This is a genomic window from Massilia sp. CCM 8734, assembly GCF_011682155.1.
In the GTDB taxonomy this organism is placed as follows: domain Bacteria; phylum Pseudomonadota; class Gammaproteobacteria; order Burkholderiales; family Burkholderiaceae_D; genus Telluria_A; species Telluria_A rubra.
In genome coordinates, this window is record NZ_WHJI01000025.1 from 1 (window position 1) to 25,648 (window position 25,648).

Annotated in this window: 25 protein-coding genes and 1 pseudogene; 11 read left to right on the forward strand and 15 right to left on the reverse strand. The window is 61.9% G+C overall.

Annotated features, from left to right (window positions below; translation table 11 throughout):
• From F2P46_RS21470 to F2P46_RS21505, 8 genes and pseudogenes are all read right to left on the reverse strand, one after another.
• Nucleotides 1-304: pseudogene (locus F2P46_RS21470) on the reverse strand (hypothetical protein); the annotation flags it as partial.
• Nucleotides 301-1,194, reverse strand: a complete 894-nt coding sequence (locus F2P46_RS21475; protein WP_166893965.1) for a DUF4124 domain-containing protein — start codon at nucleotides 1,192-1,194, stop codon at nucleotides 301-303. The gene F2P46_RS21475 and the pseudogene F2P46_RS21470, both read right to left, overlap by 4 nt.
• 376 nt (nucleotides 1,195-1,570) lie before the next feature.
• Nucleotides 1,571-2,671, reverse strand: coding sequence for a hypothetical protein (locus F2P46_RS21480; RefSeq protein ID WP_166893967.1), 1,101 nt, complete (start codon nucleotides 2,669-2,671; stop codon nucleotides 1,571-1,573).
• 632 nt (nucleotides 2,672-3,303) lie between these two features.
• Nucleotides 3,304-4,569, reverse strand: coding sequence for a DUF2863 family protein (locus F2P46_RS21485; RefSeq protein ID WP_166893969.1), 1,266 nt, complete (start codon nucleotides 4,567-4,569; stop codon nucleotides 3,304-3,306).
• 264 nt (nucleotides 4,570-4,833) lie between these two features.
• Complete coding sequence (gene acnA / locus F2P46_RS21490) at nucleotides 4,834-7,542, reverse strand: aconitate hydratase AcnA (RefSeq protein ID WP_166893971.1); 2,709 nt, start codon at nucleotides 7,540-7,542, stop codon at nucleotides 4,834-4,836.
• A gap of 173 nt (nucleotides 7,543-7,715) precedes the next feature.
• Complete coding sequence (locus F2P46_RS21495) at nucleotides 7,716-8,297, reverse strand: hypothetical protein (RefSeq protein ID WP_229509389.1); 582 nt, start codon at nucleotides 8,295-8,297, stop codon at nucleotides 7,716-7,718.
• Between the two features lie 12 nt (nucleotides 8,298-8,309).
• Nucleotides 8,310-9,305, reverse strand: a complete 996-nt coding sequence (locus F2P46_RS21500) for a CoA ester lyase (RefSeq protein ID WP_166893973.1) — start codon at nucleotides 9,303-9,305, stop codon at nucleotides 8,310-8,312.
• 104 nt (nucleotides 9,306-9,409) lie between these two features.
• Entirely contained in the window at nucleotides 9,410-10,399 is a 990-nt protein-coding gene (locus tag F2P46_RS21505; RefSeq protein WP_166893975.1) for a malate dehydrogenase, read from the reverse strand.
• A gap of 308 nt (nucleotides 10,400-10,707) precedes the next feature.
• Here F2P46_RS21505 and F2P46_RS21510 point away from each other — a divergent pair, with 308 nt between their 5' ends.
• The 7 genes from F2P46_RS21510 (at nucleotide 10,708) to F2P46_RS21540 (ending at nucleotide 16,879) form a co-directional block, all read left to right on the forward strand.
• Entirely contained in the window at nucleotides 10,708-11,505 is a 798-nt protein-coding gene (locus F2P46_RS21510) for a GntR family transcriptional regulator (protein ID WP_166893977.1), read from the forward strand.
• Between the two features lie 261 nt (nucleotides 11,506-11,766).
• Nucleotides 11,767-12,189, forward strand: a complete 423-nt coding sequence (sdhC, locus tag F2P46_RS21515) for a succinate dehydrogenase, cytochrome b556 subunit (protein WP_166893979.1) — start codon at nucleotides 11,767-11,769, stop codon at nucleotides 12,187-12,189.
• Nucleotides 12,189-12,554 carry a succinate dehydrogenase, hydrophobic membrane anchor protein gene (gene sdhD, locus F2P46_RS21520; RefSeq protein WP_166893980.1) on the forward strand — a complete coding sequence of 122 codons (366 nt, stop codon included), beginning with the start codon at nucleotides 12,189-12,191 and terminating at the stop codon, nucleotides 12,552-12,554. Before sdhC ends, sdhD begins: the two co-directional genes overlap by 1 nt.
• Before the next feature lie 2 nt (nucleotides 12,555-12,556).
• On the forward strand, nucleotides 12,557-14,335 hold the full coding sequence (gene sdhA / locus F2P46_RS21525) for a succinate dehydrogenase flavoprotein subunit (RefSeq protein WP_166893982.1): 1,779 nt from the start codon (nucleotides 12,557-12,559) through the stop codon (nucleotides 14,333-14,335).
• Between the two features lie 9 nt (nucleotides 14,336-14,344).
• Nucleotides 14,345-15,055, forward strand: a complete 711-nt coding sequence (locus tag F2P46_RS21530) for a succinate dehydrogenase iron-sulfur subunit (protein WP_054263811.1) — start codon at nucleotides 14,345-14,347, stop codon at nucleotides 15,053-15,055.
• Between the two features lie 187 nt (nucleotides 15,056-15,242).
• The gene (locus tag F2P46_RS21535) at nucleotides 15,243-15,509 is read left to right on the forward strand and encodes a succinate dehydrogenase assembly factor 2 (RefSeq protein ID WP_166893984.1); all 267 of its coding nucleotides are present in this window, start codon (nucleotides 15,243-15,245) and stop codon (nucleotides 15,507-15,509) included.
• A gap of 68 nt (nucleotides 15,510-15,577) precedes the next feature.
• Nucleotides 15,578-16,879 (forward strand): citrate synthase, encoded by a 1,302-nt coding sequence (locus tag F2P46_RS21540; RefSeq protein ID WP_166893993.1) that lies wholly within the window; start codon nucleotides 15,578-15,580, stop codon nucleotides 16,877-16,879.
• A gap of 427 nt (nucleotides 16,880-17,306) precedes the next feature.
• Here F2P46_RS21540 and F2P46_RS21545 read toward each other — a convergent pair whose 3' ends face one another.
• Complete coding sequence (locus tag F2P46_RS21545; protein ID WP_166893995.1) at nucleotides 17,307-18,695, reverse strand: Atrophin-1 multi-domain protein; 1,389 nt, start codon at nucleotides 18,693-18,695, stop codon at nucleotides 17,307-17,309.
• Between the two features lie 422 nt (nucleotides 18,696-19,117).
• Between F2P46_RS21545 and F2P46_RS21550 the strand changes: the two genes are divergently transcribed.
• Both F2P46_RS21550 and gluQRS read left to right on the forward strand, forming a co-directional pair.
• Nucleotides 19,118-19,615: a nuclear transport factor 2 family protein gene (locus F2P46_RS21550; protein WP_166893997.1), complete on the forward strand. Its 498-nt coding sequence runs from the start codon at nucleotides 19,118-19,120 to the stop codon at nucleotides 19,613-19,615.
• A 23-nt stretch (nucleotides 19,616-19,638) separates the two neighbouring features.
• Nucleotides 19,639-20,547 carry a tRNA glutamyl-Q(34) synthetase GluQRS gene (gluQRS, locus tag F2P46_RS21555; protein WP_166893999.1) on the forward strand — a complete coding sequence of 303 codons (909 nt, stop codon included), beginning with the start codon at nucleotides 19,639-19,641 and terminating at the stop codon, nucleotides 20,545-20,547.
• Nucleotides 20,548-20,592: 45 nt separating this feature from the next.
• Here the strand turns inward: gluQRS and F2P46_RS21560 are convergent, their stop codons facing one another.
• The gene (locus F2P46_RS21560) at nucleotides 20,593-21,051 is read right to left on the reverse strand and encodes a YetF domain-containing protein (protein WP_166894001.1); all 459 of its coding nucleotides are present in this window, start codon (nucleotides 21,049-21,051) and stop codon (nucleotides 20,593-20,595) included.
• Between the two features lie 141 nt (nucleotides 21,052-21,192).
• Between F2P46_RS21560 and F2P46_RS21565 the strand changes: the two genes are divergently transcribed.
• Entirely contained in the window at nucleotides 21,193-22,155 is a 963-nt protein-coding gene (locus tag F2P46_RS21565; RefSeq protein WP_166894003.1) for a ribonuclease Z, read from the forward strand.
• 148 nt (nucleotides 22,156-22,303) lie between these two features.
• A complete protein-coding gene (locus tag F2P46_RS21570; protein WP_166894005.1) occupies nucleotides 22,304-22,708 on the forward strand; it encodes a toxin-antitoxin system HicB family antitoxin in 405 nt (134 codons plus the stop codon).
• Nucleotides 22,709-22,775: 67 nt separating this feature from the next.
• On the opposite strand, the gene F2P46_RS21575 is transcribed toward F2P46_RS21570, so the two are convergent.
• The 5 genes from F2P46_RS21575 to F2P46_RS21595 form a co-directional block, all read right to left on the reverse strand.
• The gene (locus F2P46_RS21575) at nucleotides 22,776-23,141 is read right to left on the reverse strand and encodes a hypothetical protein (protein WP_166894007.1); all 366 of its coding nucleotides are present in this window, start codon (nucleotides 23,139-23,141) and stop codon (nucleotides 22,776-22,778) included.
• Entirely contained in the window at nucleotides 23,138-23,740 is a 603-nt protein-coding gene (locus F2P46_RS21580) for a 2OG-Fe(II) oxygenase (protein ID WP_208296721.1), read from the reverse strand. The genes F2P46_RS21575 and F2P46_RS21580 overlap by 4 nt, the downstream gene beginning before the upstream one ends.
• Before the next feature lie 102 nt (nucleotides 23,741-23,842).
• Nucleotides 23,843-24,454, reverse strand: coding sequence for a hypothetical protein (locus tag F2P46_RS21585; protein ID WP_166894009.1), 612 nt, complete (start codon nucleotides 24,452-24,454; stop codon nucleotides 23,843-23,845).
• 57 nt (nucleotides 24,455-24,511) lie between these two features.
• Entirely contained in the window at nucleotides 24,512-24,895 is a 384-nt protein-coding gene (locus tag F2P46_RS21590) for a BlaI/MecI/CopY family transcriptional regulator (protein WP_166894011.1), read from the reverse strand.
• 58 nt (nucleotides 24,896-24,953) lie between these two features.
• Nucleotides 24,954-25,634 (reverse strand): Fe2+-dependent dioxygenase, encoded by a 681-nt coding sequence (locus F2P46_RS21595; protein WP_166894013.1) that lies wholly within the window; start codon nucleotides 25,632-25,634, stop codon nucleotides 24,954-24,956.
• Nucleotides 25,635-25,648: the final 14 nt, after the last annotated feature.

Here is a 25,648-nt window from a genome sequence, read left to right on the forward strand (position 1 = left end):
CGTCGCCGCCGGCCACCGCCGCCAGCAGCGGGCTGATGCCGGCGTGGCAGATGTTGGGGTCGTCGCCCGCATTGAGCAGTTTTTTCAGCAAGGCGTGGCGGTCCTTGCCCAAGGCCATGAAAATGCGCGGGGCGGCGCCGGGCCGGAAGTTGCGCGCGGTATCCTGGAAAGCGTCGCCGCTGGTCGGCGCGTCCGTGCAGCGCATGGCGGCGCTGGCTGGCTGGCGTACCGGGGCCTTGGCCTGGGCTGGGGCGATGGTGACGAGCATGGCGAGCAAGGCTGCTGCGGCCATCGGGCGCATCACCGCGCGCCTCCTTTGATGTAGTCGGCCTGTGCCTGGTTCAATAGGCGCTTGACCGAGTCGTACTTGGCCTGGCTGAGCAGATGCCGCGCCGTCTGCAGCTGGTCCAGCGACAGCACGCCGTTCGCGTACATCTTGTCCATTTCCGTGCGCAGCTTGATGATGGCGAACGAGGACATGACTTCCGGATTGAGCGCGGCGACCATCACATCAAGCACGGGGCCGACCGAGCGCACCACGGCGGTGCCTTTGGCGGCGCGCAACGCGGCCTGGCTGCCGGCCATGTCTTTGGCGGTCTTGGCCGATGCCGCGTCGACCAGGGCGCCTTCGGCCTGCATGTACTGGCCGAGCCGGGAGTTGGAGTAGGTCGGGGTCCTGGTGACCAGGGTGCTGGCCTTGTCGCCGAGCACGTCGGCGTACGGGCCGTAGCGGTCGCGCTTCATCAAGTCCTTGAGCGTGCTTTCCATCCACTTTTCCATGCTGCCGCCGAACTTGCCGTTGGCCATGCCGGCCGAGGCTCCCATGATGTTGGCGGCGGCTTTCAAGCCAATGCCGGTTTCGCGCAGCGGACGGAACTGGGCATGCTTTTGCAGCTTCATCCAGGCTTGCGGATCTTCTAGGCGCAGCTCGCTCATGACGCGGTCGAAGCGAACCGGGCTGTAGTGGCGCAGGTAGTCGATGTATTCGAGGTAGTCGTTCAGTTTCAGGCCGCGGATGCGCGCCTGTGCCAGCAGGAACTTGATGTGCCGGTTGTGCTCGTCGGCGGTACGCTCGCGCTCGCGCACCGTGGTGGTGGTGCCGTTGCGATTGACGGACGAGACTTTGCCCGCGCCTTGCGGCCTGTCGCTGTACTCAACGGTGCCATCGGGACGCTGTATTTTGTATACCGCCATGGACGTCCTTGACTGTCAGTTACAACATTAAAAGAATGCTATAAAAAAGCAATTGCTGTCATTTTAGCAAAATATTGCCCTCTCGAACTTACATTTGCAAAAATTTTAGGCAAATGCGCCACGGAATTGCCATTGTTCGTTGTATTTATGATATTAGCGTTTTGTGCTGTGGTGAATGACTTGTCGTTGCCGAGGAGGTGGGGCGGAGGGAGGGGCGGGCCGATGGAACATCTCCTGCGGCCGGCCGGGCGTAGCCGGTTTGCGCGCCCGCTTGCCGCCGGTAGAGGCGGCAAGCGGGCCTGTGCCGACGTTCAGCGTGCCTGGATGCCGCTATCAAGGCCGAGCGACAAGCCTTGCGGGCGTTTTGCCGGCGGCACTAAAACCAGGGGCCGTCATCGAACAGGCTATCGTCGACAAGGCGCAAGGTCTTCAACCAGCGTTTGAGCGCGGCGATGTCGGCGAGAGCGGCAATCTCGGCCTCGATTTGCCCGATCTGCGCGCGCATGGCGGCAATGTCGGCGTGCAGCGTCTTCAGCACCGTTTTGGGTGCAGGACGGCGGCTCGATTCCCAGCCGATATCGCGCGCCAGCGACATTTCCATGTCGAACAGTTCGCCGCTGACTTCATCCAACTGGCCGCTGAGGATACGGTTGTACTGTTTGATGCGCTCATCGCCCAGGTTGTCCAGGCCGGTCTGGTCGATCTGCTCGACTTCCAGTTGCAATTCCAGCAGGCCGAGCAGGTCGTTGGCCGCGTAGGCGCGGTTGGCGCGCTGCATCAATCCGGTCTTGCGCTCGCGCTCGGCCGGATCGGTTTCGCGGTCCGGATGCAGGGCGCTGGCGAGCTTGCGGAAAATATCGCGCACCGATTGCTTGAGTTTGTCCTGCTCGGCCTGGTGCTTTTCCTCGCGCTTGCTGAGCTTTGGCGGTTTGGCCGGCGCCGCTTGCTGGGCGTCGTGTTCGCGCTCGGCCATCTTTTCTTCGAGCGAGGCAAAGAACGCGTCGGGCGAATGGATGAAAGCGTCGGCATCGAGATCGAGGCCGGTGATGCTGCCGACCATCTTGAGCATGAGTGCTTTTTCCTCGTCCATTTCCTGATCGTAGTCGCGGCCGCTGTGCCTGTTGTAGATCTCTTTGATGAGTTCGTCGTCATCGGCTTCCATCAGTTCCCATGCCATCGGACAGATCAGGGCTTGCAGTTTATCCTTGTCCTTTTTGCCTATCGCTTTGTGGGTGTATGCCTGGTCGAATATCACCAGCAATTGTTTGCGACGAGCGTCGAATTGCGCCGCCAGGGGGCGATACTCGCGGTCAGCCAGGGCCTGAATTTTCGGCAATTCCTCGCGCCAGAGCGCCAGTTTGGCGCGTTCGGCTTCCAGCTTTTTGACGAGATTGTTGAATTGCTTGCGCGCGCGCGATGGCATTGCCGCGCTTGCGGGTGCGGCGATCCGAACCGGATAGGGGGAAGAACTGGTCATGGGACTTGGGTTAGCGACGATGGCGCAGGGGCTGTCATTGTAAGGGAAGCCCGATCGCCGGCATAGCGGGACACTGTTGGCCCGCATGGCCGGTGGGCGCGAGGCGCGCCTGGAATAACAAGGTGAAGGTGGGAGATGCCAGCGTGGGCAAGGCGCCCACGCGCTGTGGCGAACTAAGCGGACAGCTTGCTTACCACTTGAAAACCCGGGCCAGAGCCAGCCACCAGGTGATGAAAGTATCGATAAATCCGGTCAGGACCGGCACTGCCTGAATCATCATCTCGTCCATCGTCGCTCTCCACGGTACGTTGATGCGGCCCGGACGAGCCGCTCAGCGAGTGTAAGGGTGTTGATGTTTCGACATCTTGTGCGAGCCCAATACAGACCGGGTGTCGCACTCAAGCCGATCGTAAAAAAACCGGGCGTGCCCGTAATGGCGTTAACTTAGGCCCGTCATTCCTGCCACTGGCAGAAATGACTTCCCGCGCAGGCGGGAATCCAAGGCATCATAGCTGAGCGACGGTGCCTTGGGTTCCCGCCTGCGCGGGAATGACGACTTTTAGGTTAGTGGCCAAAAATCCGCTTAACTTAACGGCATTAGGGCACGCACCGGCTTTTTAGCGCAGCGCAACTCAGTGGAAGTGTTCCGTGCCCGCAGGCGCGTCTTCCGGCATTTCCGCATGCACCAGTTCGCCCGTTGGGTCGGCAAACAGCGGCGCGTCGCAGTCGTCGCAATACTCGGTTACAAAACGCTCGTTGTGGCGCTTCACGTGCGTCACGCCCGCTTCGTTCAGGTGCCCGATGATGTCGTCGAGCGGTGCTTTCGGCTCGAGGGCGCCGCCCAGGGCGGCCGCCGACAAGCCTTCGACCGGCGTGCCGTCTTCGTCTTCCTGCCCGTACAGCGGCCACACGATGCCGTAGATCACATCGGTGGTCTGGCGCATGGTAAAGCCCACGCGGTACTCGTCGATCTGCCCCTCAGCCGATTCGTCGCCGAAGCCGGCGATGACGGCGCGCAGGTCGGACGCTTCCACGCCCAGGGTATGGGTCAGGTAATGCACGGCGGCGCGCACCGATACCGGCCGGATCAGTTTGTCCGCTTCGCGGCACGCCACGTAATACGCTTCGGGCAGCAGCAGTTCGGTGCCGCAGCCCGGCAGCAGGCGCGAAATGCTCGGGCCGGCCTGCGCGCGCCACTGTTCCAGCGCGTTGGCGCGTTCGACCATGAAGCTCGACTGGAACTGCGATTCCTGCCAGCGGAACAGCGGCGCGCCCAGCGGCGCCACGATGGCGACCATCAGGTAGCGCGTATCGGCCAGGAACGGTGCGGTTTCGGCCGGCTTGGCCAGCGGCTTGACGCTCGTGCCCTTGTGCGCGGCCTGGGCCAGCTTGTGCGTGGCGGCATAGGTCTCGGCATGGGTGCGCGGCAACTGGTCGATCGAGAACAGGGTCGGCGCCATGGCCATCTGCACGCCGTCGGCCAGCAGGTGCGCCGAAAAATGGGCGGACAGGGTCTGCAGCAGCTCGGCCGGAATGGTGCCGGACGCGATCGAAAAACGCGTCCACGCAAGAATCGGCGCCGCCACCAGCAAGGCCTGGAAGGTCTTTTCGACCCCGTCGTGCTGCTCGACCATGGTCGACGATTCGCTGACCGCTTCCACGCCCTCCATCAGGGTGTCGTAGGCGTTCAGGTCTTCCTTGAACAGCACGTTGAGGGTGGTGTCGACGGTCTCCTGGTGGCCGGTCTTGAGCAGGCGCTGGAGGTGGGTGTCGAGCTGGCGCTCCCAGGCCCGTTCTTCAATGCGGCTGGCCGCCTGGACGATCGCCTGGCTGATGCTGACCAGGCGCTGGCTCTCGGCCGACAACTTATGGGATGGATCTTTGCTTGGACGACGCATGGGGATAAGAGTCTTTGTAAGTGAATGAACGGATCAATAATGTCGGAACAATGATCAACCCTTATCTGCCGTATTGTAGTTCATTCCCCCGCCCACCATGAAGACGGCGCAAGAAGCGTGCGGAAAAGTTGAAAGGAAGGGTGATAGTATGCGCTCACTTTGCCGCCGAGCCGCTCCTCGGGGCCAAAAAAAACGCCGGACGAATCCGGCGTTGGGCGATCGGCCCCGCGCTGGCGCGGGGCGTGGTCGTGAGGCTCTCTTGCTTTACGCGGCCAGCAGCTGGCGCAGCACGAATGGCAGAATGCCGCCATGCTTGTAGTAATCGACTTCGATCGGGGTGTCGATACGCAGCAGGACTTTGACTTCCTGTACGTCGCCGTTTTCGCGCGTGATGACCAGGGTTGCCAGTTGCTGCGGCTTGATCTCGCCTTCCAGGCCCTTCAGGTCGAACACTTCCTTGCCGGTGATGTTCAGGGTCTGCACGCTGTCGTCGCCGATGAATTGCAGCGGCAGCACGCCCATGCCCACCAGGTTCGAGCGGTGGATGCGCTCGAACGAACGGGTGATGACCGCTTTCACGCCCAGCAGCTGGGTGCCCTTGGCCGCCCAGTCGCGCGAGGAACCCGTGCCGTACTCTTCGCCGCCGAACACCATGGTCGGCACGTCGTCGGCCACGTACTTCATGGCCGCGTCGTAGATCGACAGCTGTTCGCCGCTCGGCTGGTGAATCGTGATGCCGCCTTCAACCGCGGAACCGTCGGCCTTGGCCGGAATCATGCGGTTCTTGATACGCACGTTGGCAAAGGTGCCGCGCATCATGATCTCGTGATTGCCGCGACGCGAGCCGTACGAGTTGAAGTCGGCCTTCATCACGCCGTTGGCCAGCAGCCATTTGCCCGCAGGGCCGCTTTCCTGGATCGAACCGGCCGGCGAAATGTGGTCGGTGGTGATCGAGTCGCCGAACACGCCCAGTGCGCGCGCGCCGGTGATGCCGGTCGCTGCCGCTTTCGGGATCATCTCGAAGCCGTCGAAGAACGGCGGCTCGGCGATGTAGGTCGACTTCGGCCAGTCGTAGACCTGGCCGGTGGTGGTGGTGACGTCTTCCCACAGCTTGCCCGGTGCGCCCTTGACGTCGGCGTAGTTGGCCTTGAAGACCTTGGAGTTCATCGCGAACTTCATCAGCTTGCCGATTTCTTTCGAGGTCGGCCAGATGTCGCCCAGGTACACGTCCTTGCCGTTGGTGCCCTTGCCGACCGGTTCGGTCATCAGGTCGCGCGTCATGTTGCCGGCGATGGCGTAGGCCACCACCAGCGGCGGCGAGGCCAGGAAGTTGGAACGGATGTTCGGGTGGATCCGCGCTTCGAAGTTGCGGTTGCCCGACAAGACGGCCGAGGCCACGATGTCGTTCTCGGCGATCGCCGCGTTCAGCTCAGGGGTCAGGTCGCCGGCGTTGCCGATGCAGGTGGTGCAGCCGTAGGCGGTCACGCCAAAGCCCAGTTGCTCCAGGTACGGCAGCAGGCCGGCGGCGGTCAGGTACTCGGTGACCACGCGCGAGCCGGGGGCCAGCGAGGTCTTGATGTGCGGCGCAACCGTCAGGCCCGCTTCAACGGCCTTCTTGGCCAGCAAGCCGGCGGCCAGCAGTACGCTCGGGTTCGAGGTGTTGGTGCACGAGGTAATCGCCGCGATCAGCACGTCGCCATTCTTGACGTGCACGCCGTTGGTGGTTTCGTAGTGGTTGGTCAGATCGGCCGGGTTCTTGTTGAAACCGTTTTCGGTAGTCGGCTTCGAGAACAGTTCGATGAAGTTGTTCTTGACGTTGCCGATTTCGATACGGTCCTGCGGACGCTTCGGGCCTGCCAGCGACGGGGTCACGGTGGCCAGGTCGAGCGAGACCACGCGGGTGTAGTCGATGTCGCCTTCCTGCGGCACGCCGTACAGGTTCTGGGCCTTGAAGTAGTTCTTGAACGCGGTGATTTCGTCGGTGGTGCGGCCGGTGCCTTCGAAGTATTCGATGGTGGCGTCGTCGACCGGGAAGAAGCCCATCGTCGCGCCGTATTCCGGGGCCATGTTGGCAATCGTCGCGCGGTCGGTCAGCGACAAGGTTTCGGTACCGGCGCCGAAGAATTCGACGAACTTGCCGACGACTTTTTCTTTACGCAGCATTTCGGTGATGGTCAGCACCAGGTCGGTCGCGGTGCAGCCTTCGCGCAGCGCGCCGGTCAGGTTCACGCCGATCACGTCAGGCGTGAGGAAGTAGACCGGCTGGCCCAGCATGCCCGCTTCGGCTTCGATCCCGCCCACGCCCCAGCCGACCACGCCGATGCCGTTGATCATGGTGGTGTGCGAGTCGGTGCCGACCAGGGTGTCGGGGTAGTAGGTGTCGCCAGCTTTATGCACGCCGCGCGCCAGGTACTCCAGGTTGACCTGGTGGACGATGCCGAAGCCCGGTGGCACCACGCCGAAGGTGTCGAACGCCTGCATGCCCCACTTCATGAACTGGTAGCGCTCGTTGTTGCGCGAGAATTCCAGCTTCATGTTCAGGTCGAGCGCGCCCTTTTCGCGGTAATGGTCGATGGTGACCGAGTGATCGACCACCAGGTCGACCGGTACCAGCGGCTCGATGTTTTTCGGGTTCATGCCCATCTTGTTGGCGACGTTGCGCATCGCGGCCAGGTCGGCCAGCAACGGCACGCCGGTGAAGTCTTGCAGCACGACGCGGGCCACGACGAAGGGAATCTCGTCGGTGCGTTCGCCGTTTGGCGCCCAGTTCGCCAATTGCTTGACGTGTTCTTCCGTGACCTTCTTGCCGTCGCAGTTACGCAGCACGGATTCGAGGACCAGGCGGATCGACACCGGCAGGCGCGAGACGTTCACCCCAAGGCTTTTCTGGAGCGCCGGCAGCGAGTAGAACTTGCCTTTCTTGCCGGCCGACAGTTTGAAATCCTTGAGCGTGTTCAGAGTGTTGCGGGACATGACCTCTCCTTCAGTGGGGTATTTTGTTAGGGAACGTCGATCAGCCTGTTGCGCGGCGCAATTGTCGCCCTGCGATGCTCACCGTACCTGCGTACGGCTGCGCTTCTCGGACGATACTTGCGCCGCTCGCTACAGCTGCCCGAAGTTCCCTTGTTTTTCGTTTTTCGATAAGCTTATTTTGCTGCAGGGGCGTCAAGCGCCGCCGGCGCCGCCACAGGCGGCACCGCTGGTACTGCAAGCTCGCCCGACGCCGGGGTCGCTGCCGGCATCGGCGGGGCGATCGGCTTCTCAACAACCGGCTTCATCTGCTCGGCGTTCTTGCATTCGTTGGCCAGCTGGCGGTTCAGGCGCGAATCGAGCAGCATGCCCTTGGCCGGAATACCGATCCAGACCAGGCCGAAGGTCGGGTTTTCGAAGCGCTTGGCGCCCGTGGTCGTGCCCACGCGGGTCAGGCGGTGCAGGCGCTTTTTCCAGCGCAGCGCGATGTGGCCGTCGTCGTTATCGTTGTGGTAGGTCGTGACCTTGTTGCCCAGCTCGCAGTCGAAGTCGGTGGTGGTAGTGTCGCTGATGTCCGGTTCCGGCTCGCTGGCGACGACGTCGACCGCTTTCGGGTGTGCGCGCGCTTTGGACTTGGCCGGCTTGGCCTTGGCCGCCGGTTTTGCTTCGGCCGCGTTGGCCGCCGGGGCCGCGCAAAGGGAGGCAGCCGCCATCGCCAGGGAGCAGGCGAGCAGGGTGTTCTTGATCAGGGTGGGCATCGGGACTTCCGTTCAGGTGGCTGGTTGTGGGTCGTTGACGAGGGCGGCGGCGGCGTCCGGCAGGGCCAGGCCCGCCAGTTTCGCGCGCTGCAGCACCGTCCAATAATAGCGATAGCTGGCGCGGTCGTGCAAGCGCCCGTTCTGCGAAATCGGTCCCCAGCTGGCGTTCTTGCCTTCGGTGAGGATGTTGGTCGCTTCGTTCACTTCCGACAGGCGCGGCGTGAAGGCCTTCAGGATCGGCTTGATCTGGTCGGGGTGGATGCTCCACATGCGCGTAAAGCCGAATTCGGCGGCGGCGCGCTGGGCATCGTTGGCGACCACGGCGCTGTCCTTGATGTCGGTGGTGACGTTGTGCGACGGCACCTTGCCGTGCGCGTGGCAGGCGGCCGCCATCTCGAGCTTGGCGCGCACCACCAGCGGGTGCGTGAACTGGCCCGGCGTGCGCATGGCCGCGCCCGGAATGGCGCCGTAGTGCGACGACACGAAGTCCATGATGCCGAACGACAGGCACTCGACCTGCGGCTGGGCGGCGATGGCGTCCGCTTCGCGCAGGGCGCCATGCGTTTCGACCAGCACGTGCACCGGCATCGGGGTGATCCGTCCACCCTTGGCGGCGTGCACGTTGATCGCTTCGATGGCGCGCGCGACGTCGTGCGCGCCATTCGCCTTGGGCAGCACCACATACGCCAGGCGCTGGGCCGCGCCGCCGACGATGACGGCCAGGTCGCCTTCGAAGAAGGGGCTGTCGACGTCGTGCACGCGCACGCCGATGCGGTTGTGGCGGTTGCCGTCGTCGCCCAGCAGACGCACGATCATTTGGGCGTGTTCGGGCTCGGCGCCGGCGGTGGCGCCGTCTTCACAGTCGAACGTGATGTCGAACAGGGGGCCAAGCTCTTGTTGCAGGGCCATCGACTTGAGCATCAGCTTTTCGGAGCCTGCATAGTGGTCGCAGGCGGGGAGCAGCAAAGGCTGGCGTTTGCCCTGGAATAAAACCTCGGAGGGATGCATGATCATTTTCTCAGGTACATCAGCGCCTGTGCCGCTCGGGGCGGCACAGGGCATGCGGCGAATCGGTGGTGTTACGGGGTCCACGAATCCGGCCGCGTTGAAACTCAGGCCAGCAGGTGGGCGACGCCTTCACGCTCTTCGGTCAGTTCCTTGAGCGTGAGGTTGATGCGTTCCTGCGAGAACTCGTCGATCGGCAAACCTTGCACGATCGTGTATTCGCCATTCTCGGTCGTGACCGGGAAGCCGAACATGGTGCCTTCAGGGATGCCGTACGAGCCATCCGAAGCAATGCCCATCGTGGTCCACTTGCCGTTGGTGCCGAGGTACCAGTCGTGCATGTGGTCGATGGCGGCGTTGGCGGCCGACGCGGCCGACGACAGGCCGCGCGCTTCGATGATCGCCGCGCCGCGCTTGCCGACGGTTGGCAGGAAGGTGTCGCGGTTCCAGGCGTCGTCGTTGATGGTTTCCTTGACCGAGGCGCCGTCGATTTGCGCGAAGCGGTAGTCGGCGTACATGGTTGGCGAGTGGTTGCCCCACACGCACAGTTTTTCGATCGACGCGACCGGCTTGCCGGTCTTGGAGGCGATCTGCGACAGGGCGCGGTTGTGGTCCAGGCGCAGCATGGCGGTGAAGTTCTTGGCCGGCAGCGACGGCGCCGATTTCATGGCGATGTAGGCGTTGGTGTTGGCCGGGTTGCCGACCACCAGTACTTTGACGTTGCGCGAAGCGACGGCGTCGAGCGCCTTGCCTTGCACCGTGAAGATCTGGGCATTCGCTTCGAGCAGGTCTTTACGCTCCATGCCGGGGCCGCGCGGACGGGCGCCGACCAGCAGGGCGAAATCGGCATCCTTGAAGGCGGTCATCGGGTCGGCGTGGGCGGTCATGCCGGCCAGCAGCGGAAATGCGCAGTCGTCGATTTCCATCATGACGCCCTTGAGCGCTTTCTGGGCTTTCTCGTCAGCGATTTCCAGCAATTGCAGGATGACTGGCTGGTCTTTGCCGAGCATGTCACCGTTCGCGATGCGGAACAGCAGGGAATAGCCGATCTGGCCGGCAGCGCCGGTGACAGCAACGCGCAGTGGGGTTTTAGCCATGATGAATCTCCAAAGTGGGAAAGAAAACGGTCGAAGCAACGGTCGAAGCTGAGGATACGCTTGTCCGGGAAAACCGTAATGATACCAAAATCGGATACCGACCTCGGACACCACCACCGGAACTTCCCGTCCCCGTCAAAAAAAGCGCGGGGCGATACGCGCGTATGCCGGATCGAACGCGAGTGTAGGCGCAGGTCGGCAATCTGTCAATTCGTATCATATATCTTATATAAGACACCTTATATAAAACACCTGCCTGCGGCGATTGCACTGGACTGGCAGGCCCGTTTGTGTTGAAATCCGGGTCTATGAATTCCCTTCCGACCCCTCCGATCCCGCATGGACCAGCTGCCAGCGGGAGCGGCGCTTCCGCCAGCACCCCGGGCGCCTCACCCACCTTCAGCCCCCTGTACCAGCAGATCAAGGCCCTGATCACCCAGGGCTTGCAGGCGGGCGAATGGAAACCCGGCGAGATGATTCCCAGCGAGGTCGAACTGGCCGGCCGCTTTAAAGTCAGCCAGGGCACGGTGCGCAAGGCGATCGACGAACTGGCCGCCGAAAACCTGCTGCTGCGGCGCCAGGGCAAGGGCACCTTTGTCGCCACCCACCACGAGGCGCGCGCGCATTTCCGCTTTTTGCGGCTGATGCCCGACGAAGGCGTGCCGCATCAGCCCGACAACAAGATCATCGAAGTCAAGCGCATGCGCGCGCCGGCCGAAGTGGCGCGCCTGCTGGACTTGAAATCGGGCGACTCCGTAGTGTATATCAAGCGCGTGATGTCGTTCGACGGCACGCCGACAATTCTTGAAGAAATGTGGCTTCCCGGCCTCCTGTTCAAAGGACTGACCGCGGAACGCCTGGTCGAGTACAAGGGGCCGATGTACGGCTTGTTCGAGTCTGAGTTCGGCACCCGCATGATCCGCGCCAGCGAAAAAATCCGCGCGCTCGGGGCCGACGCCGGCGCCGCCCAGTTCCTCGGGGTGGAGCAGGGCACGCCGCTGCTGTGCGCCGAGCGCGTTTCGTTCACCTACGGCGACAAGGCGGTCGAGCTGCGCCGCGGGCTGTACCTGACCTCGCATCATCATTACCAGAATGACTTGTCATAGCGGCCAGAATGACTTGTCGTAGTTTCAAGACCAGTGTTGCCGAACCGCGCTTGACCCTCGATTAAGGCGGGCGCAGTGTGACGGTGCAGTGCACAAAACGGCCGTTCCGTTTAAAATGCATTGATCATAAGAAAGTAGCGAGCGTCGTTCCATATTGTTGCCGAACTTGCAAAGCGCAAGAGGAATATTGGTGCATTTCGGCAAAATGGGCGAAAATTGCGGGTTATTTACAATTTAGTTAGTCAAAGGGGAGGTACTGCCATGTCCGAAGCCGTGAAGGAAGTTCCAAAAAAAGAACGGCCCGAGATCCGTAACATCCATGTTACCGATTTAATGAACTACATAATGACGCCAGGCGCCTGGGTCTCGATTCTGCACCGCGTCAGCGGCGCGGCGATCTTCCTGATGCTGCCGTTCCTGCTGTACCTGTTCCAGCATAGCGTGCAGTCGGAAATGTCGTTCGACTATTTCAAGGGCATCCTCGCGCATCCCCTGGCCAAGCTGGTCCTGCTGGGCCTGATCTGGGCCTATATGCACCATTTCTGCGCCGGCTTTCGCCACCTGTTCATGGATATGCACATTGGCATCGAGAAAGATTCCTCGCGCAATAGCGCTGTCAGCGTGCTCGTTGTCAGCCTGATCCTGACCGCACTGGCTGGTCTCAAACTGTTTGGAGTGTTTTGATGGCAAAGAATAACGTCGGACCCAAGCGCCTCGTCGTCGGCGCCCACTACGGCCTGCGGGATTGGATGGCCCAGCGCCTGACCGCGGTGGTGATGGCGGTGTACACCTTCACGCTGCTGATCTCTTTTTTGACCGGCAATAACTTCACCTACGAAGGCTGGTCCCACCTGTTCTCGCAACAGTGGTTCAAGTTGTTCAGCCTGGTGACCTTCGCCGGCCTGTACTACCACGCCTGGGTCGGCATGCGCGACATCTGGATGGATTACATCAAACCGGTCGGCGTGCGCCTGACCCTGCAAGCGCTCACCATCCTGTGGCTGATCGGCTGCGCAGCCTGGACCGTACAAATTCTCTGGAGCGTTTAATCGTGGCAGCAATCAAAAAAGCACTTCCTACCCGTCGCTTCGACGCGGTCATCGTTGGCGCGGGCGGTTCCGGCATGCGCGCTTCCCTGCAACTGGCTGAAGCCGGCCTGAACGTGGCCGTGCTGTCGAAAGTCTTCCCGACCCGCTCGCACACCGTGGCGGCCCAGGGCGGCATCGGCGCGTCCCTCGGCAATATGTCGGAAGACGACTGGTACTGGCATATGTTCGACACCGTCAAGGGTGGCGACTACCTGGGCGACCAGGATGCGATCGAATTCATGTGCCGCGAAGCACCGAAGGTCGTCTACGAGCTGGAACACTTCGGCATGCCGTTCGACCGTAATCCGGATGGCACGATTTACCAGCGTCCCTTCGGCGGCCACACCGCCAACTTCGGCGAAAAGCCGGTCCAGCGCGCTTGCGCCGCGGCCGACCGTACCGGCCACGCACTGCTGCACACCTTGTACCAGCGCAACGTCCGCGCGCGCACCCACTTTTTCGTCGAATGGATGGCGATCGACATCATCCGTGACGCCGACGGCGACTGCGTCGGCGTGGTGGCGCTCGAAATGGAAACCGGCGAATGCATGATCCTGGAAGCGAAGACCACCATCTTCGCCACCGGCGGGGCAGGGCGCATCTTCGCCGCCTCGACCAACGCCTTCATTAACACCGGCGACGGCATGGGCATGGCGGCGCGCGCCGGCCTGCCGCTGCAAGACATGGAATTCTGGCAGTTCCACCCGACCGGCGTGTCCGGCGCGGGCGTGCTGATCACCGAAGGCGTGCGCGGCGAAGGCGGCATCCTGATCAACAGCAATGGCGAACGCTTCATGGAGCGCTATGCGCCAACCCTGAAAGACCTGGCGCCGCGCGACTTCGTGTCGCGCTCGATGGACCAGGAAATCAAGGAAGGCCGCGGCTGCGGTCCGAACAAGGACCACGTGCTGCTCGACCTGCGCCACATCGGCGCCGACACCATCGCCAAGCGCCTGCCGTCGATTCTCGAAATCGGCCACAAGTTCGCCAACGTCGACGCCACCAAGGAACCGATCCCGGTGGTGCCGACCATTCACTACCAGATGGGCGGCATTCCGACCAACATCCACGGCCAGGTGGTCGCGCCAAAAGACGGCAATCCGGTGGCGGTGGTGGGCGGCCTGTACGCGATCGGCGAATGCGCCTGCGTCTCGGTGCACGGCGCCAACCGCCTTGGCACCAATTCGCTGCTCGACTTGCTGGTGTTCGGCCGCGCGGCCGGCAACCACGTGGTGGCATCGAACCTGAAGCAAAAGGAAAACAAGCCACTGCCGAAAGACGCGGCCGACTTCGCGCTCGAGCGCATGAACCGCCTGGAAACCTCGACCGGTTCCGAGCGTGTGCAGGGCGTGGCCAACGACATCCGTTCGACCATGCAGAAATACTGCGGCGTGTTCCGCACCGACGAGCTGCTCACCCAGGGCTACAAGGAAATCATGGTGCTCGACGAGCGTCGCAAGCATGTTTCGTTCAAAGACAAGTCGATGGTGTTCAACACCGCCCGGGTCGAAGCGCTGGAACTCGATAACCTCATTGAAACGGCCAAGGCGACCATCACATCGGCAGTGGCACGCAAGGAATCGCGCGGCGCGCACGCCCACAGCGACTACCCGGCGCGCGACGACGAGGTCTGGATGAAGCACACCTTGTTCTATTCCGAAGGCAACCGCCTCGACTACAAGCCTGTGATCACCAAGCCGCTGACGGTCGACACCTTCAAGCCGAAACCACGTACTTTCTAAGGTCAGAACATGACACGCACCGTAAAACTGAAAATCTACCGCTACGATCCCGACCAGGACGCCAAGCCGTACATGCAAGATGTGACAGTCGAACTGCAAGACACCGACAAGATGCTGCTCGACGCCCTGCAGCGCATCAAGTCCGATGTGGACGATACCCTGAGCCTTCGCCGCTCCTGCCGTGAAGGCGTGTGCGGTTCGGACGCGATGAACATCAACGGCAAGAACGGCCTGGCGTGCACCACCAACCTGAACGAGCTGACCCAGCCGATCGTGCTGCGTCCGCTGGCCGGCCTGCCCGTCATCCGCGACCTGATCGTCGACATGACGCAATTTTTCAAGCAGTACGATTCGATCAAGCCGTACCTGGTCAACGACTCGATCCCGCCTGAAAAAGAGCGCCTGCAGACGCCGACCGAACGCGAAGAACTCGACGGCCTGTACGAGTGCATCCTGTGCGCTTGCTGCTCGACCTCGTGCCCCTCGTTCTGGTGGAATCCGGACAAGTTCGTCGGTCCCGCCGGCCTGCTGCAAGCCTACCGCTTCATCGCCGACAGCCGCGACGAAGACACCGGCGCGCGCCTGGACAACCTGGAAGACCCGTACCGCCTGTTCCGTTGCCACTCGATCATGAACTGCGTCGACGTCTGCCCTAAAGGCTTGAACCCGAACAAGGCGATCGGCAAGATCAAGGAATTGATGGTTCGCCGCGCTGTGTAAACAGCGTTGCGGGAACAGCATGGCGGGCGCGGCGCGGGTAGGTTTTCCGGCGTCGCGCCCGCTTGCCATCGGGCATGCCTTGCATGCTGCCCGGTATGGTGGCGGTAAGTTAGCAATACAGTAAAAGTACCGTACTGCCGAAACCTGGCATGCGGAGTATAGTGTTGACCCAACGACGGACTCTAGAGTGAATACGCACCAATCCGACCCGGCCAACCGCTCGCGACTGCGCTGGCGCAGCCGCCGGGGTTTGCTCGAAAACGACCTGATCCTCACGCGCTTCCTTGACGCGCATGAAGACGGGTTGACCGATGAAGAAGTCGACGCGCTGACCCGGCTGCTCGATCTGGCGGACAATCCGCTGATGGACCTGATCCTGGGGCGCAAAGAGCCCGAAGGTGAAGTCGACTTGCCGCATGTGCGCGCCTTGCTGGAGCGCCTGCGACAAGCCTGAACGTGGCGACAGCCCGACGAGTTTAGTCATTTTATTTTGTAGACCTCACCTCCCAAGAAGGAAGTGCCATGAACATCTCTGATACCAAAGCCACCCTGTCGTTTTCCGATGGCAGTACTCCCATCGACATGCCGATTTACAAGGGCACCGTCGGCCCGGACGTCATCGACATCCGCAAGCTGTACGCCCAGACCGGCAAATTCACGTACGACCCGGGCTTCATGTCGACCGCCGCCTGCAACTCGAGCATCACCTACATCGATGGCGACAAGGGCGAACTGCTGTACCGCGGTTACCCGATCGAGCAACTGGCCGTCAATTGCGACTTCCTGGAAACCTGCTACCTGCTGCTGAACGGCGAACTGCCGAACAAAGAACAAAACCAGATCTTCAGCGACACCGTCACCAAGCACACCATGGTGCACGAGCAGATGCAATTCTTCTTCCGCGGCTTCCGCCGTGACGCGCACCCGATGTCGGTGCTGGTGGGGACTGTCGGCGCGCTGGCCTCGTTCTACCACGACTCGCTCGACATCAACGATCCGCATCACCGCGAAGTGTCGGCCATCCGCCTGATCGCCAAGATGCCGACCCTGGTCGCGATGTCGTACAAATACTCGATCGGCCAGCCGTTCGTGTACCCGCGCAACGACCTGTCGTACAGCGCCAACTTCATGCGCATGATGTTCGGCAATCCGTGCGAAGAGTACGTCGTCAACGAAGTGCTGGTGCGCGCGCTCGACCGCATCTTGATCCTGCACGCGGATCACGAGCAGAACGCGTCGACCTCGACCGTTCGCCTGGCCGGTTCCTCGGGCGCCAACCCGTTCGCCTGTATCGCCGCCGGCATTGCCTGCCTGTGGGGTCCTGCGCACGGTGGTGCGAACGAAGCCGCCCTGAACATGCTGAAAGAAATCGGCAGCGTCGAGAACATTCCTGCTTTCATCGAAAAAGTGAAAGACAAGAACTCCGGCGTCAAGCTGATGGGCTTTGGTCACCGCGTGTACAAGAACTTCGACCCGCGCGCCAAGCTGATGCGTGAAACCTGCCACGAAGTGCTGCAAGAACTCGGCCTGCAGGACGATCCGCTGTTCAAGCTGGCCATGGCGCTGGAAAAAATTGCGCTGGAAGACGAATACTTCGTATCGCGCAAGCTGTACCCGAACGTCGACTTCTACTCGGGCATCGTGCAATCGGCGCTGGGCATTCCGGTATCGCTGTTCACGGGTATTTTCGCGATGGCGCGCACGATCGGCTGGATCGCCCAGTGGAACGAGATGATTTCCGATCCAGAACAGAAGATCGGCCGTCCACGCCAGCTGTTCGTCGGCTCGCCGACCCGCGACGTGCAGGCAATCGACAAGCGCTGATCAACGCGTTTCTCCATTGAAAAAGCGAGCCTCGGGCTCGCTTTTTTATTGCCCTTCGGGGTGCATGCCCCCACCGGTCCCGCCGGTGTCCCGCCGGTGTCAGCACCGCCGGTGTCAGGTCTGACAAACGGACACGACCTCGACAGGCTGGTGCAACTGTCACCGCCGGTGTCAGGTCTGACAAACGGACACGACCTCGACAGGCTGGTGCAACAGATGATTGATCTGCCCGTGTCCGAATGTCAGGCCTGACACCCGGCCGGATGCATGATTGATCTGCTCGTGTCCGAATGTCAGACCTGACACCCGGCCGGATGGATGATTGATCTGCTCGTGTCCGAATGTCAGACCTGACACCCGGCCGGACGATTGCCCTTCGGGCTTCAACTGTCCGCCGGGGTCGCTGCCGACGCCCGGCGCAGTGCGATTACTCGCCCGCCGGCAGTTCGATCAGGCGCGCTTTCAGGCTCGCTGGTCCTCCCACCGGCTTTTTGGCGGTGAAGTAGGCCTTGGCCTGGTCGGGCCACACCACGGCCTGGCTCTGGCCATTGCCCAGCTGCGCAGTCTCGGTCTTCACGGTGCCCACTTGCATCGTCATGCTCATGGTGGTGCCGCCGGTCGATTCCACATACAGCTTGTAGCGCTTCGGCGCTTTCGGGAACTTGTTCGCGACCCGGCCCAGGCCCCAGTTCGAGTAGTTGATCTGGGTCATCGGCCGCGTGGTCGTCGTGCCCCACACCAGCGACTGGCTGAAGGTGTCGTACACGCCTTGCGAGCCGACCCCATCGATCAGGGTCCAGGCGCCCCGCAGCGACAGCAGGTTGACGCGCGTTTCCGGTACGCGCGGCTGGCCGTTGCCGTCGATGTGGCCGGACTGACCGAGCACCCTGCGCAGCGACTTGCGGACCAGGTTGAGCTGGTCCGGCGGCGAATTGCTCCACGGCGCGCCAATTTCCACATAGATCACGAACGGCGTATTGTCGTTACGGTCGACCACATACGCGCCGTATTTCATCAACGTCCTGGCAACCTTCAACAGGCGGGCGTCGGTGATCTTGCTCAGGTCGAAATTGGGCGGCAACATGACGCGCGCGCCCTCGGGGATGCGGCCGGTGTTCGGCTTGGTCGCAATCGGCGTGTCGGCCGCCGTGGCCGGATAGGTATAGCGATCTTCCCCGGCAAGCAATCCGGTGAAATCGAGCGACATCGACAGGGCGTGTTCGAACAGGGGCTTGCCGTCGTTGGCTTCGGCGATGCGGATCATGCCGCCGGTCGGCGCAGGGCCGGCCGCGCGCGCACCTTGGTAGTAGTGGGCCGGATCGCCCCAGCCGCTGCCGGTGAGCGGTGTCCACGAGACCCGCGTCGCGGTCCACTTGCCCTCGGCGTTTTTCTTCAGGTTGGAAAACGAATAGATCCGGTTCAGGCTCGCATCGATGATATCGGCATGGCCATCGCCTCCGGTCGCGGGCACGGTGGCAGGCGGCCAGTGTGGAATCGTGTAGGTCGGCGTGCGCATTTCGGTATCGGTATCGACCACGCCGGTCGCGCCAGCCACAGGGTAGATCAGCATCGGCCCGTCAGTGGCTTTCGCTTCGAAAATGCCGGACGAAAAAGCGCCACCCTGGATGGCCGGATTCCAGGTGGTGGCCGGGATTTCCCAGGTGTCGAATACCGGATTGACCGGATAGGAATTCCACAGCGAATCGGCGGCAAAAGGTTTTTGGTAGGTACCAAACGCCGGCGCCGGCGTGGTTTGTGCCTGGGCCTGCGACAGGGAAGCCAGCGCCAGTGTTCCAACAGCTAAAAGTTGTTTCATCTGCAAAGTCCTTGAATGGATACTGCCCTGTGTGCGGGCGGCAAATGGAGCGTTGATACTACAAAAGAAAGTCGTCGCTTGTGGCTGATATTGATATCAGCTGATAAACAGTACCACAGTATGTCGATTATGAAATCGATTGCACGGTCAGTTTTCATAAAAATAGAAAATATTCAAAATCTATCCAATATTCATATGGGCTATTAATCTATTGATTCTCTTTTGCTGACAGCGTAAGAAAATCTAATACAGATAGCGAACTCGCAATTTATAATGTTTCTGGTTAATAATAGATGTTATCCCGCCAAGCGACGAGGTGGGAACCCGGGTGGGGACCGGCCTGTGCCATCGCGGTCGCCGGCGTTGTGGTGGACGTGTACAATTGCATATCGTCCCGTCCACCATGTCCATGGAAAGTCAGAATGAAGAAAACCCTGCTGGCCTGCTTCTTGTTCATCGTCAGCCTGGGTGCGTGCGCGCAAGCGTCCGACCCGGCGGCGCCTTATACGAAGCAAATCAACGCCTTCATCGATGAATGGCACGACGATGCGGCGCACGCGCGGCCGGCCTATTTCGACAAGATGGCGAAACATGGCGTGTATATCGGGACGGACAAGACCGAACTGTGGAACCGCGACCAGTTCAAGGCGTGGGCCAGGCGTTTCTTCGACAAGGGCTCGGCCTGGTCGTTCAAGGCGACCAGGCGCAATGTGTATATGTCGGCGGACAAGAAGTTTATCTGGTTCGACGAACTGCTCGATACCCAGATGGGTGTCTGCCAGGCCAGCGGCGTGATGCACAAGACGGACAAGGGATTCGAGATCGCGCATTATCAGTTGTCGATCGCCGTTCCCAATCCGGTGGCCGGCCAGGTGACCAAAACGATCAAGGAGTTTGAAGCCGCTCCGGCTGCGAAATAAACGACTGCGAGCGAGAAACGCACGTGCCGAACCGAAGCAATTACATTGGCCGATTCGCGCCATCGCCGAGCGGGCCGCTGCACCAGGGATCGCTGGTGGCGGCCATGGCGAGCTACCTGGACGCCAGGGCGCATCACGGTAGCTGGCTGGTGCGCATCGAGGATGTGGACGAAGGCCGCAGCGTGCCGGGCGCTGCGGAGGGCATCCTGGCCTTGCTGCGCTCCCTGGGCATGGATTGGGATGGCGAGGTGGTCTGGCAAAGCCGGCGCAAGCAGTTGTACCAGGCCGCCGCCGAGCAACTCGGCGCGCATGTCTACCCCTGCGGCTGCAACCGCCGCGAAATCGCCGATTCCCGCCTCGGCACCGCGCCCGACGGCTCGGCCATCTATCCCGGCACCTGCCGGCACGGCCTCGCACCCGGCAAGACCATGCGCAGCCTGCGCGTGCGCGTGCCCGATCCCGCCGGCCACGCCGACCTGATCGCCTTTACCGACCGCGCCGCCGGCCCCGTGGCGCAACATCTGGCCAGCGAGTCGGGCGACTTCGTGCTCAAGCGCGCCGATGGCTTCTGGGCCTACCAGCTTGCGGTGGTGGTCGACGATGCGCAGCAGGGCGTCACCGACATCGTGCGCGGCGCCGACCTGATCGATTCAACCCCGCGCCAGATCTATCTGCAACACCTGCTGGACTTGCCTGTCCCGCGTTACCTGCATGTGCCGGTGGTGCGCAACGCGGATGGCGAAAAACTGTCCAAGCAGACCGGCGCGCTGGCGGTCGCCCCCGAGGACGAACGCCAGGCGCTCGGCGCCCTGCAGGCCAGCGCCGCCTTCCTGCAATTGCCACTGGCGCCGGCAAGTTCGGTCAGCGCCTTCTGGCAAGCCGCCATCCCCGCCTGGGGGAACCGGGTCAAGCCGCCTTTCGCCGCTGCCTGAGTTCGCGCGCGACGCGAATCACGCCCGGCACCGGCGGCAAGGAATCTACTTTCTCTGGATGGTGATCTGGCCGTCGGCTTCCAGGAAAGCGCAGCGCATGTCCTTGAGGTCGCAATCGGAGCAGCGCAGGGCCTGGTCGACCTCTTCGCGTGAAATGCGGCAGCGCTTCATCACCTTGTCGTACAGCTCGCCGTCGCGCCCGAGCAGCACTGCGCTGCCGTCGAGGATGTCCGACATTTTTTTGCTGTGCGACGACAGGAACGACATCGTCATGTTCAGCCCGACCAGCACCGCCGCCACGATGAAGCCGCCAAACAGCGATTGATCGCCGCCCGTGAGCGAGTTCGATACCGCTTCGCTGAGCAACATCACCACCAGCAGGTCGAACGGCGTGAACTGGCCGACCGTGCGCCGTCCCGACACGCGCACCATGAGCAGCAGGATCAGATACACGGCCGCCCCGCGCACGACGAATTCCCACCATGGATGGTCCATCTCGAACATGTGCAATTCCTTTCAGGATGAGCGTGGCGGATTGTGGATTGATCATATTGTAAAGAAACGGCGCCTGGCGTGGGTTGCGTCGTCGTGCGGGGCATGGCGCCCTGCGCTGGCGCCCCCGCCTCGGCTGGCGCATAATATGGCATGTTCACATTGACCTTTTTAGGCACGTCCTCGGGCGTCCCCACCAAAAACCGCAACGTCACTGCGCTGGCGCTGCAAACCACCCTGAACCGCGACTGGTGGCTGGTCGATTGCGGCGAGGGCACCCAGCACCGCCTGCAGCACATCGCGCTGAGCGTGCACGACCTGGCTGGCATTTGCATCACCCACATTCATGGCGACCACAGCTACGGCTTGCCGGGATTCCTGGCCAGCGCCGCCATGAACGGACGCAAGCGGGCGCTGATCCTGATCGCGCCGCTGGCCGTCAAGGCCTGGCTGGACGCGACCATGCTGCACACCGAGCTGTTCCTGCCGTTTCCGCTGATCCATGTGGATGTCGCCGGCGAACAACTGGTGCACCAGGAGGGCGGCTTGCGCATCGAGCGCCACCACCTGTCGCACCGCGCCCCGAGCGTGGGTTTTCGCTTCGCCATGGAAAGCTGTAAATGGAAGCTCGACAGCGCGGCCCTGCGCGCGCGCGGCGTGCCTTCCGGTCCGCTGTGGGGCAAATTGCAGTCCGGCGTCGACGTCGTGCTGGACGATGGCGGGGTGCTGGCCGCTGCCGATTTCCGCGTGGCCGATGTGCAACGCGCGGTGGCCGTGATTGGCGGCGACAACGATACCCCGGCGCTGCTCAGCGAGGCCTGCGCCGAGGCGCAGGTACTGGTGCACGAGGCCACCTACACCGAGGCCATCTTGCAAAAAGTCGGGCCGGGGCCGACCCACAGTTCGGTGCAGCGCGTGGCGCAGTTCGCCACGGAGCGAGGCTTGCCGAACCTGATCCTGACCCACTTCAGCGCGCGTTACGACAATCCGGAAGGCATGGCCGAACTCGACGCCGAGGCGCGCCTGCATTACGCGGGCAATCTGTTCCTGGCAGAGGACTTCGCCAGCTACGAGCTCGATGCGGCCGGGGTGGTGCGCAAGCTGCAGGCGGCATGAGCTGACATTCGATCAGGCATTCCCGCCCCATCCACGCGCGCTGTCGCGGATACCTCGCGCGTTGATGTGCTTCCAGTCTGCATTCGTGACATCCTGGGCGTCTTAACAGAATATGAGTCAACTCTAAAAAATGATAGGAGGGCGGGAAATGGATAATTTCGATGCTTCCGCTTACAGCATTTCAATTGTTCACCGTTCGGTAGACGGTCATCTCTATTTTGTTGGCACAGTCAGGGAGTTTCCTCATATTAAAGTGTACGAGGACAGCTGGGCCGCTTCCTATCAGGCTTCGCAGGCAATTATCGAAGACCTGTACGCCGAGTCGAGTGAACTCGGTGAGGCGTTTCCGGCTCCGTTCAGTGAGGATGCGAGCCATAGCGGCCGGGTGACGATCCAGTTGCCGAAGTGGTTACATGCACGATTGGACTCCCAGGCAAAAATCGAGGAGGTGAGTTTGAATTCTCACATTGTTACCCTTCTCACTATCGCATCGACAAATCGTGCTTATGCACTGCCCCCGCTGGATGCCCCGCTATCGGAAGCGGAGGCGTAAGCTGTGGACGCGGATCGCAACCGGCATGCACGCAACACCTCGTGCGTGACTCGTATCGCCGTGTGCCTCATTCGCCTGACGCACCAGCGCGATATTCTCCGATGACCTCAATCAGCCCGACGATCCGGTCGTTGAGCTCTTCAAGTTCCTCCGCCGGAACCCACCATTCGGTGTGAATATCGCCGCCGACTTGTTGAACCGGGTAGCTCTCCATGAACGACGCAAGCACGTGAAAGCGCGTCACGTAGCCAACGCCGCTGGCGCCGATGTTCCACTCGACGGCAATCTGTTTGGCATAGGCTTCATTGGTCACCGGATAAAAGATTGGCTGCTCCGGCAAGCGTGGCGGCCAGCGCTTGAAACCGCTCTGGCGCACCAGTTCAAGTTCTTCCGGTCCGGTAGGGCGGTAGAGGACAACTGTTTTATCTGTCATGTCTGGCTTTCAGTGGATTCGTCTGCGGCGGGCAAACGTGATTCGGCGCGGCGGTACATCACGTCGGTCCGCAGCACGTATTTGAGGCCGTCGATGACTTCCGTTCCCTGGTGCGGCAGCTTGTGCGGGAATACCAGCGCCGCGCCTTGCTGCGGTTTGATCAATTCGGTCTTGAATTCCGTATCGCCGCCCTCGAAGTCGCCGTTCAGGTAAATCATGAAGGTCAGGCGACTCGCTTCATCCGGCGACCTGGCATACACGCCGTCCGTATGCCACTTGAAATACTCCTTCGGGCCATACCGGTAAAAACGGAACCGTTCGTTAAAGCCGCTCAAGGCCCAGTCGCCGATGGTGGCGGGCAGCAGGGCGCGCGCCTGTTCGAACAGCGAAACGGCCAGCGCGGCATCGTCGAAAATGACGCGGTCGTTATTGCGGATCTCTTCCGCCCGCCGCGAGCCGTCACTGAAGTTCACTTCCGACGGTACGTAGCCGGCTTCTTCGCCGAGCGCGATGTAATGCTGGCACATGGCTGGGGTGAGGAAGTGTTCGATGACGAATGCTCCCGAATTTTTCTCGACGACGCGCATGCTGGTGTTCATATGGGTTCATTTTCTCTTGGAATGAACACATCATAATTGACTTAGTGTTTGCGAACAACTAACTTAGTATAAATTTCTCACTAAGATGGTTGGCAGCCGCTATCAGGCAATCGCCACGATCAGGCTTGCCCCCGCGCGCTTGGCTTCCTGGAGCGAAACGAGTACCCACAAGACGCCTGCCTGGTCGTCTTGCATTGCATCGAGTTCGCTCTCGAAGGGCTCCAGTTCGGCCAGCAATGCCACTACCTGGGCCGGCAAGAGCCAGGAGAGATGAAAGACGTCGTCTTGCGATTGGTAGACATGCCCGTCGCATTCGACCAGCGAACAGCCGCGAAACAGTGCGCGATAATAGTCGCAGGCGATGGCCGAGGCAGCCGGCAAGACATCGGATAGCTCGCTGGCGTAGCGATACCACTTGTGCATGGACGGCGTGATATCGATCGCCGGATGACGGTGGCTGTCGAAGCTGAAGTTCCAGTAGTATTCATCGACAATCAGGTCGATCAGCCTGGCTTCCTCGCGCGAGGCGGTAAGCAATGCGGCGTTGCCACGCCGCATGAAGTCGAGGATCTTTTCTCGCATGCCCGCAGGGAACTCATCGGGATACTCTGCAATGCGCGGGTCCAGCCACGCGAGAAAGACGCCGAGATCTGCAAGGAACGCGGTCTTGACACCATCGTCGTCGCCGAGCGAATAGTGCACGTAGGTGCCCATCGCATACTCCAGTTGGTTGATGAAGGGCGGTTTGCGCGCCCGAGGCATGAAGAGGGACTACTTTTGTTCCTGGTCCAGGATCGCCTGGATTTCCGCCCGTTCGCGCGCGCTCACGTGCCCGCGCAGGGCGGCGAGCACCAGTTCCTTGCCCGAGCCCGAAAACGCCTTGTGGATCAATTCTTTGATCAGGCTGGTCTGCAGCGAGTCCTGCGGCTGCGCCGGCGCGTACACATGCGCGCGGGCGCTTTCGTCACGCGTGAGCAAACCCTTGGTGTGCATTAACTGAAGCAGGCGTAGCACGGTCGCGTACGCCATGTCGGGACGGCTGGCCACGGCCGCCTGGTGCACCTGTTTGGCGCTGGCCGGCCCGAGTTGCCACAGCAGGCGCAGCATTTCCAGTTCCGCTGCGGTGGGCTTGGGGATGGCGGTCGGCTCTGGCATGGGGAGGGTAGCGGTGGGAATGCACCTAGAATAAATTATCTAGATGGAAAAGTCCAGTTCAGATCTCCGACCACATGCGCAGCAGGTTGTGATAATGCCCGGTCAGGCTGACGGTTTCCTCGCTGTCGCCCAGTTGGGCGCGCAGGCGCACGATAGTCTGGTCGAGTTCGAGCAGCATGGCGCGGCGGGCATCGTCGCGCACCATGCTCTGGACCCAGAAGAAAGAGCAGACGCGGCTGCCGCGCGTGACCGCTTCGACCTTGTGCACGCTCGACGAGGGATAGACGATCATGTCGCCCGCCGGCAGCTTGACTTCATGCACGCCGTAGGTGTCGTTGACGATCAGTTCGCCGCCGTCGTAGTCCTCGGGTTCGCACAGGAACAGGGTGCAGGAGACATCGGTACGCAGCGGCAAGGCGCTACCAGGCACGTTACGCACGGCACCGTCCACATGCGCGCCGTAGTGTCCGCCGCCGGTGTAGCGGTTGAACAGCGGCGGCACGGTGCGCAGGGGCAGGGCGGCGGCGAAGTAGAGCGGATTGGCGGCCAGGGCCGCGAGGATAATGCGGCCCAGTTCGGCGGCGAGGGGGCCGTCGGTGGGCAGTTGCTCGTTGTGCTTGACCTGGGCGCCTTGGGCGCCGACCGTGGCGCGGCCGTCGGTCCAGTCGGCCGCGTCGAGCGAGCGGCGCATGGCGGCGACCTGGTCGGGGGTGAGGACTTGGGGGATGTGGAGCATCATGGGGAAACCGTGGC